The sequence below is a fragment of the Pseudomonas sp. HMSC066A08 genome (assembly GCF_001813025.1).
Classification (GTDB): domain Bacteria; phylum Pseudomonadota; class Gammaproteobacteria; order Pseudomonadales; family Pseudomonadaceae; genus Pseudomonas; species Pseudomonas aeruginosa.
This window is the reverse complement of the sequence record NZ_KV811371.1, coordinates 213029-224813: the sequence shown is the minus strand read 5'-3', so window position 1 is coordinate 224813 and position 11785 is coordinate 213029. Positions and strand designations below refer to the sequence as shown.

Genomic DNA, 11785 nt, shown 5'->3' with positions numbered 1-11785 from the left:
ATCGCCCGGCGATATTCCTCCAGGGCACGCGGCTCCTTCACCGGCGACTCCGCGCGACCATCGCCACGATCGCCTCGTACAGTTCCCGCCGCGCCTCCTGCGGGGCGATCTCTTCGGTGGCGGCCGCGTGCGACAGCGCTTCGGCGGCGCCGATCATTGCGCGCAGAGCGGCGACGGTCAGCCGTCCGCCGCCGGCGAAGGGCTCCAGCACGGCGCGGCACTTGTCCATGAAGAGAGCCTCGTAGTCGCGCTTGATCCGCTCCAGCTCCGGCGAGCTGGCGAGGGCCGCGACCACCCCGGGAATCTCCCGTCCTTGTTGCAGCACGCAGTCGACATAGGCGCGGGCGATGACGTCGGCGCGCCCCTCCAGGGTCGCCTCGCTGGCTGCCAGGGCAGCATCCATCAGCGCCGTCTGGCGCAGGTCGTAATCCTGGTAGAGCGCCGCCAGCAGGCCGGCGCGGGTGCCGAAGTGGTCATAGACCACCGGCTTGGTCACCCCGGCCTGCTCGGCCAGGCGTCCGAGGGTCAGCGCCTCGGTACCTTCTTCGCGGACCAGTCGCCAGGCCACCTCGAGCAACTGGCGCTGGCGCTCGTCGCGGGACAGGCGGCGGCGTGGCGACGGGTCGTCTGGGGAGTGCGTTGACATAGATAACCTACTAAAAGTAACTTACTGAAGGTAACCTACAAAAGGTAGGTTTTACCCAGACTATCGACTTGCCCCCATTCCCGCAATTGCCGGAGGAATTCGCCCATGCATGCCCTGATCGTCGTCGCCCATCACCATCCCCGCTCTCTCACACATGCCCTCGCCGCCCACATCGCCGAAGGCGTAGTCCGCGCCGGCCATTCCGCGGAAACCGCCGATCTGGCGGCGGAAGGCTTCGAGCCGCGCTTCGGCCTGGCCGACCACGCCGTGCATCGCGGCCAGGCGTCGCCTCCCGCCGACGTCCTCGCCGAGCAGGCGCGCATCGATCGCGCCGATACCCTGGTGCTGGTCTACCCGATCTACTGGTGGTCGATGCCGGCCCTGCTCAAGGGCTGGATCGATCGCGTGTTCTCCAATGGCTGGGCCTTCGACTACAGCATCGGCGGCGACCTGCGGAAAAAGCTGCAGCGCCTGCGGGTGGTGCTGGTCGGTGTCGGCGGCGCCGATGCCGGCACCTTCGAGCGGCACGGCTACGCCGGGGCGATGCGCACCCAGATCGACCATGGCATCTTCGATTACTGCGGCGCACGGGTGGTCCGTTCCGAACTGTTGCTGGAGTCGGAGACCGCCGATCCGGTCCGGCATCTGGACCAGGCCCTGCACATCGGCAGCCAGCTCTTCGCCGCATGCGGCGCGCAGGGGGCCGCCCAGGCGCAGCCGCTGGAGGCCTGACCCCAGGTCATTCGGCCAGGTGCATGGCGAAACCGGTCCGCTGCGGGGCGAGTTCGTCGCGCAGGGTCAGCGCCGGGATCAGGTAGTCGCCGCCGTTCTGCCGGCGGAACGGGATCGGCGCAGTGCGCTGCAGGTCATCGAGGCGTCGGCCCAACTGCTCGCTCAGCGCGGCGAAACGCTCCGCGTCGATCCGGCCGCTGCGATAGACGACGAACGGCGGCAATACCTCGAAGCCGGGGTAATGCAGGATGCCGTGGTGGATGGGGAACAGCAGGTCGTCCATCGGTCCGTTGATACCGCGCGCGGCGTAGTGCGACTCCCAGCCGCCGGCGGTGACCACCAGCATCGCCCGCTTGCCCTGCATCCGGCCCTCGCCGTAGCGGTCGCCCCAGTGGCTGTCGGAATGTTCGCCGACCCCGTAGGCGAAGCCGCAGGCATAGACGCGATCGATCCAACCCTTGAGGATCGCCGGCATGCTGAACCACCAGAGCGGGAATTGCAGGATCAGCGTATCGGCCCAGCGCAGCTTGTCCTGCTCACCGGCGATGTCGACGCTCTGCCAACCGTTCTCGAAGGCGCGCAGGGAAGTTGCGGAAGGATCGAAGCGTTCGCTGGCCTCGCGTTCGAGGCTGTCGCCGGCATCGAGCACGGCCTTCCAGCCCATCGCGTAGAGGTCCGAGACCTGCACCGCATGGCCGGCCGCCTCGAGGCGGGCGACCGCGAAGTCCTTGAGCGCACCGTTGAGGGAGCGCGGTTCGGGATGGGCATAGACGATGAGTACGTTCATGGCGGGTCTCCGGCAAAAGGTGGGCGCAGGATCGGCCATCGCCGGATATAGTTGAAATGAATATCCGAAATTCCAGGTATATGGATGATTAATCTCCGGCGACTGGACCTGAACCTGCTGGTGACCCTCGACGTGCTGCTCACCGAACACAATGTGACGCGCGCGGCGGAACGCCTGAACTTTTCCCAACCCTCGGTGAGCGTGCACCTGGCCAAGCTGCGGGCGATCTTCGACGATCCCTTGCTGCTTCCCGGCCCGCGCGGGATGCGCCCGACGGCGCGGGCGGAGGAGCTGCGCGAGCCGTTACGCCTGGCCCTGGAAGCCCTGGAGCAGGCGGTGGCGCCGGCCGCGCCGTTCGATCCGACGCAGTCGCGGCATACCTGGCGCGTCGCCGCCACCGACTACGCCGAGTCGGCGATCCTCCTGCCGATCCTCGCCAGTCTTCGCCGCCAGGCGCCGGGCAGCCGCCTGGCGGTGCTGGAACTGGCGCCGGCGCAAGTCTGCCGGCAGCTGGAACGCGGCGAGATCGACCTGGCCTTCCACACCCTCGAAGAAGCGCCGCCGGGGCTGCGCTGTCGCCGGCTGTTCAGCGAGCGCTATGTGCTGGCCGGGCGCGCCGGGCATCCGGGGCTGCGCCGGCGACCGACGCTGAAGCAGTTCTGCCGCCTCGAGCAGGCGATCGTCTCGCCCGACGGCGGCGGCTTCCTAGGCCCCACCGACCAGGCGCTCGCCGAACTCGGCGCGGAACGCCGGGTGGCGTTGTCGGTACCGCACTTCCTGTTCCTTCGCGCGGTGCTGGAAAGCACCGACCTGGTGGCGCTGCTGCCGTCGCGACTGGTACGCGAGCGCGACGGGTTGCGGGTGGTCGAGGCACCCCTGGAGGTGCCCGGCTACGATCTGGCCATGCTCTGGCACGAGCGCTCGCACCGCGATCCGGCCCATCGCTGGCTGCGCGAACTCATCGCCGCCTCGGTGTAACGCGGCGATACGCTTCGGTCGTCGCCGCGGTTTGACGCACCGTCGCGCTTTGCCCAAGCTAGCGGGCTTCGATCCACCACCAGGAAGTCCTTGGCGTGAAGTTTCCGTTCCATCCCTGGCGCCGCCTGCTGCTCTGCGCGCTCCCTTTCGCCGCCCTGCTGACCGCATGCGACGACGGCAAGAAAGAGCCCCCGCCCAAACCCGCCGAAGTCACCACCTACAACAGCGTGCCCTGGGACGCCCTGCCGGCCACCAGCGACGCCGACCTGCTCGCCGGCTTCAATGCCTGGCGCTCGGCCTGCGCGCGGCTGGCCAAGGACCCGGTATGGGGCGAGCCCTGTGCGAGCGCCACGACGGTCGCCGCCGATCCGACGGCGGTGCGTGCGTTCCTCCAGGAGCGGATGCAGGTCTATAGCCTGCGCTCCTCCAGCAACGGCGACCAGGGCCTGATCACCGGCTACTACGAACCGGTCTACCACGGCAGCCTGAGCCAGGGCGAGAAGACCCCGGTGCCGGTCTACGGCGTACCGGACGACCTGGTGGTGGTCGCGCTGGAAAGCGTCTACCCGGAACTCAAGGGCAAGCGCCTGCGCGGACGCCTGGAAGGCCGGGTGCTGAAACCCTACGACGACGCCGCGACGATCCGCGACAACGGCTCCAGCGCGCCGGTGCTCGCCTGGCTGGGCGACCCGATGGACCTGCAGTTCCTGCAGATCCAGGGTTCCGGGCGCATCCAGCTGGAAGACGGCCGGCAACTGCGCATCGGCTACGGCGACCAGAATGGCCACCCGTACAGGCCGGTCGGCCGCTGGCTGGTCGAGCAGGGCCTGGTGCCGAAGGAAGAGATCAGCATGAAGCGCATCCGCGACTGGGCCGAGGCCAATCCGCAGCGGGTCTCCGAGCTGCTGGCGAGCAATCCCAGCTTCGTGTTCTTCAGCCTGCGCCCGGACAGCGACGAAGGTCCGCGCGGCTCGCTGAACGTGCCGCTGACCGACGGCTACAGCGTGGCCATCGACCGCAAGGTGATTCCGCTGGGCAGCCTGATGTGGCTGTCCACCACCCGCCCTGACGACGGCAGCGCGGTGGTCCGCCCGGTGGCGGCCCAGGATACCGGTGGGGCCATCGTCGGCGAGGTCCGCGCCGATCTGTTCTGGGGCACCGGCGACGCCGCCGGCGAACTCGCCGGACACATGAAGCAGCCGGGCCGGCTCTGGCTGCTATGGCCCAAGGGCGCGCCGCTGCCCGCCTCCTGAAAACCTCCGGCCGGGGCCGACGCACCCGGCCGGGGCGGCTGGCCAACGCAACGCCAGCTGGCGCCCGACACCGCCGTCCAGCATCGACGGCGCCGGGCGCGCTTGCGCAGCAACCATTCAAGCGCTGAATGACACCGCAGAATCTTCTGTGATGACCGCCTCATCAGCCGGACCTCCGCGCCTCGCCGCAGCGGCCAGGCCCCCCGACACCACTTGTCCGTGCTACCCCCGGCAGGCGTAGCCGCGGCCGCCTGCCTCGGCAAAAAGCCATCAGCCGGCGCGCTTCGACACCCCTCATGGCGCCCTTTCGCCAACTACCAATTTTCATAGTTGTGAGGGGAAATTTGTATCTTATTTTAAATACCCACGAAACATATAAAAACACACACAGCGAAACACTTCGGAAAACCAACGCAAGGTGGAAGTGCAATGCGTGACCGTGAATCCATTCTCATCGCTTTTCTCTCTTTCCTGACGATAAGACTGCATGGCAGCAGTTGACTGCCCTTGAGTCGACGGCACTCCGTATTTCCATAACGTTTTTTCCGGGCAAGGCGCCTCGACGCTTGCCGCTCGCGTGAGCGAGCCGGTGGGCGGCGGACGACTGGCAGAGCCCGGGAAGACTCGGTCGCCGTCTTCGCGAAAAACCAAAAATCCTTCATTTAGCCGAAAAAGCCGGCAGATGGACCCATTTTTTCGAAAAAAGGCGATCGCCAGAATGTCCCAGAACTCCCTGCTCGACCTGTACGCGCACCCGACGGTGGTGGCCCGCTTCAGCGAGATGGCAGCGCTTCATCCCCATCGCGAAGCCATCAGGGACCGTTTCGGAAGTGTCGACTATCGGCAACTCCTGCATAGCGCCGAACAACTTTCAGACTATCTTCTCGAGCATTATCCGCAGCCGGGAGTTTGTCTTGGAGTGTACGGCGAATATTCTCGGGAAAGTATTGTCTGCCTGCTCGCCATACTATTATCCGGCCATCACTACTTATATATAGACCTGAAACAACCGGCGGCCTGGAATGCAGAGTTGTGCCGGCAGGTCGACTGCCGCCTGATCCTCGACTGCTCGACCACGCCGACGCCGGCCAACGGTCTTCCCTGCGTCCCGGTCAGGCACTTGCCTGCCGCTCCACCCTCGGTCGCCCGGCCATGCTTCGCGGCGGACCAGATCGCCTACATCAACTTCTCCTCGGGCACCACCGGCCGCCCGAAAGCCATCGCCTGCACCCACGCCGGCATTACCCGCCTGTGCCTGGGCCAGTCGTTCCTCGCGTTCGCTCCGCAGATGCGCTTCCTGGTCAACTCGCCGCTGTCCTTCGATGCGGCGACCCTGGAGATCTGGGGCGCGCTGCTCAACGGCGGCTGCTGCGTGCTGAACGACCTCGGCCCCCTCGAACCGGGCGTGCTGCGCCAGTTGATCGGCGAACGCGGAGCCGACAGCGCCTGGCTCACCGCCTCGCGGTTCAACACCCTGGTGGACCTCGACCCGGACTGCCTCGGCGGCCTTCGCCAGTTGCTCACCGGCGGCGACATCCTCTCGGTGCCGCACGTGCGCCGGGCGCTGCTGCGGCATCCGGGACTGCACCTGGTGAATGGCTACGGACCGACGGAGAACACCACCTTCACCTGCTGCCATGTCGTCACCGACGACGACCTCGAGGAAGACGACATCCCCATCGGCAAGGCCATCGCCGGCACCGCGGTGCTCCTGCTCGACGAGCACGGACAGGAAATCGCCGAGCCCGACCGGGCCGGGGAGATCGTCGCCTTCGGCGCCGGCCTGGCGCAGGGTTATCGGAACGATGCGGCGCGCACTCGCGCCAGCTTCGTCGAGTTGCCCTATCGCGGCCGCCTCCTGCGTGCCTACCGTACCGGCGACCGCGCTCGCTACGACGAGCAGGGCCGGCTGCGCTTCATCGGCCGCGGCGATGGCCAGGTCAAGCTGAACGGCTATCGCCTCGACCTCCCCGCCCTGGAACAGCGCTTGCGCCGCCAACCGGGCATCCTCGACTGCGCCCTGCTGGTCCGCGAGCGCAACGGCGTCAAGCAACTGCTCTGCGCCTGGACGGGAAAAGCCGACGCCAGCCCGCAGGCCCTGCTCCGCCAACTGCCCACCTGGCAGCGCCCGCATGCCTGCGTCCGGGTCGAGGCCTTGCCCTTGACGGCGCACGGCAAGCTGGACCGCGCCGCCCTGCTGCGCCGCCTGGAAGAACCGCTGGAGCGCTGCGCCAGCGCGCTCGATCCCGACCAGCGCGGCTGCGCGCAGTTGTGGAGCGAATTGCTGGGTTGCGAGGTCGGCGCCGCCGACCAGGACTTCTTCCTCTGCGGCGGCAACTCGCTGCTCGCCCTGCAACTGGTCGCCCTCTGTCAATCGGCGGGTGCGGGAGCAAACCTGGGACTCGCCGACTTGCAGGCAAACTCGCGCCTCGACCAGTTCAGCCGTCTCCTGCGCAGCCACGGCCTGGCGCCGGAGCGTCTGCTGGAACGGGCGGCGACGCCGGAGCAGCCGCTGGTGCTGCCGAGGAGCGCGGCATGAACGTCGGTCTCTCCGCGGAGGTGCGCTACCACTGGTTCCGCGAGCACCTGGTGGTGGTCGGCGACTGGCACCGCCTGTCCCTTTCCGAGCGCAACCGACTGCGGCACCAGCCGATGCCGGATGAGGCCGCGCAGTCCTTGCGCGTCGACCTGTCGCCCTGGTCCTGCGGGATGGTCTTCAGCGAGCTGCTCGGCGCCGACCTGACCCGTTTCGGCCTCTGCTACCTGGCTCCGGCCGAGGTGCCGGCATCCGACCTGACGCGCCTGGGTCGGCGCCTGCGCGAAGAGTTCCCGTTGCTCGACAGCCAGGTGGACAGCGGCGCGGCAGGTTTCGAACTGGTCGTCCACGGGCGGCCCGAGGAGAGTCCGGCGCTGGAGGTCGGCCCCTTCGCCGATGAAGACACGCTCATCGCAGCGCTGCTGCAACGCCCGCACTCCCTGTTCGAGCGCGGCCTGCTGCGACTGTTCCACGGGCGCTGCGGAGGACGTCCGCGCTGGGGCGTCTGGCTGCATCACCTGGTCGCCGACGCCGACTTCGCCAGCGTGCTGCTGGCCCGCCTGGCCGCGCTCAACGCGGACCCCGAGACCGAAGCGGCGGCCCCCGAGTTCGGCTTCCTCCAGCAGCAATGGCGCCTGGAGCGCCAGCTGCGGGAGCGCAGGACCAGGCTGGAAGACTACTGGAGCGAGCGCGGCGAGGCGTTCCGCGGACTGGCGAGCCTGCCCTGGGCGGAGCGCGCCAGCCATTGCGAGGATTTCCGCTTGGCCGCCACGCCAGGAGACGGCGAGACCGCCCTGCTGACCCGGCTCGCTTGCGCCCTGGCTCTCGCCCTGGCCAGCCTGGGCGCCACCGGCAACTTCCTGGCGCTGACCCCGGTCAGCCTGCGCAGTCGCCGAGGCACGGCGGTCTCCGGCTGCTGGCTGAACCTGGTGCCGCTGCTGCTGGACGTCGCGACCGCCGAGGAAACCTTCGAACGGCACAGGCTCGAGGCGTTCGAGCACAGCCTGCTGCCGGCGGAGGCCATCGCCGAACGGGCCGGACTGCGCTATGCCGACGCCCAGGTGATGATCAATGTCATCGACCAGCCATTCCGCAGCGCCGGGTTCGTCCACCGGCCGACGCTGAAGAGCCGCCTGCCGCTGACCCTGACCCTGGTCCGGCGCGACGACGGCGGCTGGGACGCCAGCCTGGCCAGCCGCTTCGGCCGCGAACGGACCCTGGCGCTGGCGGCGGCCATGGCCGAGGCGCTGCGCCCATGCTGATCCTGCTGCCTGACTTCATCGGCCACCCGAGCTGCTTCCGCGGGCTGCTGGCACGCCTCGACGCAACGGACTGCCGGCCGGTCGACTACCACCGGCTGGATGCCTACGCCAGCATCGAAGCCCTCGCCAGGCGGGTACTCGACGGGCTGGCGGAAGAGCCGGCCTGGCTGATCGGCTATTCCTTCGGCGGCCTGGTCGGCTACGAGATGGCCCGCCACCTGCCGGCCAGCCGCTTGCTGATGATCGACAGCCACCTGCCCTGGCCGGCCCTGCGGCGGATGCCGCCGAGCGAGCAATACCAGCGTTGGCTGAGCGCCGAGATGCGCGAGTGGATCGCCCTGATGAGCGAGCTTGGCGAACTGCGCGAAGAGGTCCTGCTGCGCAATGTCGAGCTGTTCGCCCGCTGGCAGCCCCGCCATCGCCTCGCCCGCGCCAGTTGGGTGCGCTGCCGGGACGACGCCGGCCGCGACCCGGCCGCCGAACGCTGGTGCGACCTGATCGAGCGGCTCGACACCTTCCCCTGCGAGCGTCCGCACCACCTGGCCCTGCAGGACCCGGCGGTGATCGATTTCATCGTCCACACCGTCAGCAAGGAGTCCGTCCAATGAAACACTATCGGCAGGTGGTATCCCCGCAATTGCGCCAACAGGCGCTGGACTGGATCCTCGCCGCGGCGCAGCGGCCGGACCCGGCGCTGGAACCGGAATTCGACATCGCCGACGACGAGCGCCGCGAGGCGAAGAAGGTGCGCAACCTGCACCGCCACGACCCACTCTTCTGGGACGACTGGTTCGCCCGCTCCGGGCTCGACGCGCTGGTCCGCGACCATCTGCGCAAGCCGCGCCTGCTGCGCCACGCGGCGTTCATCAAGCGCCACGCCGACGAGTCCTACATCCCGCTGCACCAGGACATCGCGCTGTGGGAGAAGCGCTACGAAAGCGCGCAGACCTTCTGGGTCGCCCTGACCCCGTCGCGGAACGACAACGGCGGGATGTTCTATTACCCCGACGACCGCACGATCTTCCCTCACGAATTCGACCTCGCCTACCCGATGTTCAAGTGCATCGACCTCCAGGCCAACGGCATTTCCCGCGAGCAACTGGTGGATGCCGAGCTGGACGCCGGCGACGTCCTGGTCTGGCCCGCCCGCACCGCACATGGCAGCCACAACAACCGCAGCGGCCAGCTGCGCATCGGCATGCCGATCGTCTTCGTCGACGACGACGAATTCCACCAACTGAATCGAGAGGACAGCATGAAAACCTGGATCGCTTCCAACCTGAAAAGCGTGTTCCCGGACGAAGCAATCACCGAGGACAACCTCGACCACTATCTTCCGCAGCTGTGCGACTACTCGCTGAAGATGGTCACCTTCCTCGCCCGTTTCTCCCGTCAGTTCGGCCATGCGCCGAAGATCCACGACTTCATCAGGGAGCCGCGGCTGGCGACGCTGTCGGCCTCGGACGCGGGAGCGAGACGATGATCCGGGTCATCGACTGCACCCTGCGCGAGGGGTGCCAGGCCCGCCAGTGCAGCTTCGACAGCGCGCAGTCGGTCCAGCTGGCGAGGGAAATCGCGGCGCTGGGGGTGGATATGATCGAGTGCGGCCACCCGCGGATTTCCGCGGACGAACGCGAGCGGGTACGCGCCGTGGTGGCGGCGGTTTCCACGCCGGTGCTGGCCCACGCCCGGGCGCGCCGGGAGGATATCGACGCGGTGCTGGAAACCGGTGCGCAGTGGGTCGGGCTGTTCGCCTCGATCAACGCGATCTCGCTGGAAACCAAGTTCAAGGGCATGAGCCGCGAGGAGGTGCTCGAACTGTTCCACGACGCGATCCGCTACGCCCGCGAACGCGGCCTGCGGGTCCGGGCCACGGTGGAAGATGCCGCGCGCACCTCGGTCAGCGACCTGGTCAGCATGATCGCCACCGCGCGCGACGCCGGTGCCGATCGCATCTGCTTCGCCGACAGCGTCGGCATCCTGCTGCCGGACGAGACCTTCGACGTGCTCTCGCTGCTGCGCCACGAGTTCCCCGACGTGGTCTTCGAGTACCACGTGCACAACGACCGCGGCCTGGCCCTGGGCAACACCCTGGCGGCGATCCAGGCCGGGGTCCAGTGGCACTCGGCGAGCTGCAACGGGATCGGCGAACGCGCCGGGATCACCGATACCTTCCAGTTGCTGACCCTGCTGCACACCAAGTTCGCCGCCGACCGCTTCAACCTGAAGAACGTCCTCGCGGTCTCCGAGCTGGTCGAGGCGCACAGCCGGATCAAGCGTTCGCCGATGCACCCGGTGGTCGGCGAGAACGCCTTCGTCCATGTCGCCCGCCTGCACCAGTTGGCCATGCAGGAAAACCAGGACGCCTACAGCGCCTTCGATCCGGAACTGATCAACGGCCGCGTCTCGCTGCAACGCTACACGCCGATGCACCGCCAATCCCTGTTCCTCACGCCTTTCGAGAAATCCGCCAGCGAACTGAAGTACCACCGCCACGGCCCCGGCAAGCGCTTCGTCATGCTCGACCGGCGCCTGCTCGACGGCTCGCCGTTCTACTTCATCGCCCGCCAGTTCCACGACGTCGGCGACGGCGGGCCGGGCCACGTCGACAGCCACGTGCACAACTGCGACTCGGTGTTCCTGTTCCTCGGCAGCGACGAGGACTACCGCGGCCTGGAGGTGGAAGTCCTGCTCGGCGGCCAACTGCGCCGTTTGCAGAGCCCGGCCAGCGTGTTCATCCCCGCCGGCGTCGAGCACAGCTACCGCTACCTCGGCGGCAGCGGCACCTACATCAATTTCGTCCACAAGGGCGATTACCACGAGAGCCTACTGGAGATTACCCAATGAAGCAGTTCGACAAGCACGCAGACGCCTACAACGTGGTCCGCGGCAAGATCGCCTATCCGGATTCGCTCTACCGCAACCTCGCCGAACGCGCCCCGGCACGCGAAGCGGCGCTGGACATCGGCTGCGGCAACGGCGTCTCGACCGTCCGCCTGCAACCCTGGTTCCGCTACGTGGAAGGCAGCGACCTGGGCGAGGCGCTGATCGCCAAGGCCCGCGAGAACTACCCGGAGATCCACTTCAGCGTGTCGCCGGCGGAAACCTTCGCGCCACAACGCCGCTTCGACCTGGTCACCAGCGCCACCTCCTTCTACTGGATGGACCGCAAGCAGGTGCTGACGCGCATGGCCGACTGGCTGACCCCCGGCGGGCTGTTCTGCGCCTACAAGTACGATTTCCCGATCGCCTACGGACCGCTGCGCGACTTCATCGAGCACGAACTGGTGAACAAGTGGGCCAAGCACCGTGATCCGCGCCTGACCCGCTATGACGACACCCTGGAGATCATGGGCAGTTGCCCGCACCTGCGCGACTGCCGCCGCGAAGTGTTCGCCAACATCATCTTCCTCAGCCCGGAGGAGGTCGCGCTGTTCTTCCTCTCCACCAGCTACGTGACCCGCTACATCGAGCAGGAAGGCGGCGAAGACTACGCCGACCGCTTCATCGCCGCGGTGCGCGAGATCGAGAGCGCGCCGCAGGTGGCGGTGAACTTCGACATCCACGCCTTCACCGCGCTGAATCGCTGAG

The 11785-nt window shown here is 67.8% G+C and carries 11 protein-coding genes; 9 read left to right on the top strand and 2 right to left on the bottom strand.

The genetic code is table 11. The features are described from left to right. Positions 1 to 37 precede the first annotated feature (37 nt). Entirely contained in the window at positions 38 to 646 is a 609-nt protein-coding gene (locus tag HMPREF2886_RS29565) for a TetR/AcrR family transcriptional regulator (RefSeq protein WP_033969167.1), read from the bottom strand. A 105-nt stretch (positions 647 to 751) separates the two neighbouring features. On the opposite strand from HMPREF2886_RS29565, the gene HMPREF2886_RS29560 reads away from it, so the two are divergent. Further along, positions 752 to 1378, top strand: a complete 627-nt coding sequence (locus HMPREF2886_RS29560) for an NAD(P)H-dependent oxidoreductase (protein ID WP_033969171.1) — start codon at positions 752 to 754, stop codon at positions 1376 to 1378. A gap of 7 nt (positions 1379 to 1385) precedes the next feature. Here HMPREF2886_RS29560 and HMPREF2886_RS29555 read toward each other — a convergent pair whose 3' ends face one another. After that, positions 1386 to 2165, bottom strand: a complete 780-nt coding sequence (locus HMPREF2886_RS29555) for an NAD(P)H-dependent oxidoreductase (RefSeq protein WP_058177983.1) — start codon at positions 2163 to 2165, stop codon at positions 1386 to 1388. A gap of 84 nt (positions 2166 to 2249) precedes the next feature. On the opposite strand from HMPREF2886_RS29555, the gene HMPREF2886_RS29550 reads away from it, so the two are divergent. The 8 genes from HMPREF2886_RS29550 (at position 2250) to HMPREF2886_RS29515 (ending at position 11784) form a co-directional block, all read left to right on the top strand. Continuing rightward, entirely contained in the window at positions 2250 to 3143 is an 894-nt protein-coding gene (locus tag HMPREF2886_RS29550) for a LysR family transcriptional regulator (protein ID WP_070748910.1), read from the top strand. A 95-nt stretch (positions 3144 to 3238) separates the two neighbouring features. Continuing rightward, on the top strand, positions 3239 to 4396 hold the full coding sequence (locus HMPREF2886_RS29545) for a murein transglycosylase A (protein ID WP_070748909.1): 1158 nt from the start codon (positions 3239 to 3241) through the stop codon (positions 4394 to 4396). A gap of 718 nt (positions 4397 to 5114) precedes the next feature. Beyond that, positions 5115 to 6935, top strand: coding sequence for a non-ribosomal peptide synthetase (locus HMPREF2886_RS29540; RefSeq protein WP_177344469.1), 1821 nt, complete (start codon positions 5115 to 5117; stop codon positions 6933 to 6935). Beyond that, positions 6932 to 8194 (top strand): hypothetical protein, encoded by a 1263-nt coding sequence (locus HMPREF2886_RS29535; protein ID WP_070748905.1) that lies wholly within the window; start codon positions 6932 to 6934, stop codon positions 8192 to 8194. Before HMPREF2886_RS29540 ends, HMPREF2886_RS29535 begins: the two co-directional genes overlap by 4 nt. Beyond that, on the top strand, positions 8188 to 8802 hold the full coding sequence (locus tag HMPREF2886_RS29530; protein WP_033969182.1) for an alpha/beta fold hydrolase: 615 nt from the start codon (positions 8188 to 8190) through the stop codon (positions 8800 to 8802). Before HMPREF2886_RS29535 ends, HMPREF2886_RS29530 begins: the two co-directional genes overlap by 7 nt. Next, positions 8799 to 9677, top strand: a complete 879-nt coding sequence (locus HMPREF2886_RS29525) for a phytanoyl-CoA dioxygenase family protein (protein WP_003116358.1) — start codon at positions 8799 to 8801, stop codon at positions 9675 to 9677. The genes HMPREF2886_RS29530 and HMPREF2886_RS29525 overlap by 4 nt, the downstream gene beginning before the upstream one ends. Next, positions 9674 to 11041, top strand: a complete 1368-nt coding sequence (locus tag HMPREF2886_RS29520) for a 2-isopropylmalate synthase (protein WP_003082506.1) — start codon at positions 9674 to 9676, stop codon at positions 11039 to 11041. The genes HMPREF2886_RS29525 and HMPREF2886_RS29520 overlap by 4 nt, the downstream gene beginning before the upstream one ends. Beyond that, the gene (locus HMPREF2886_RS29515) at positions 11038 to 11784 is read left to right on the top strand and encodes a class I SAM-dependent methyltransferase (RefSeq protein WP_070748903.1); all 747 of its coding nucleotides are present in this window, start codon (positions 11038 to 11040) and stop codon (positions 11782 to 11784) included. The genes HMPREF2886_RS29520 and HMPREF2886_RS29515 overlap by 4 nt, the downstream gene beginning before the upstream one ends. The last annotated feature ends 1 nt before the right edge of the window (position 11785 follow it).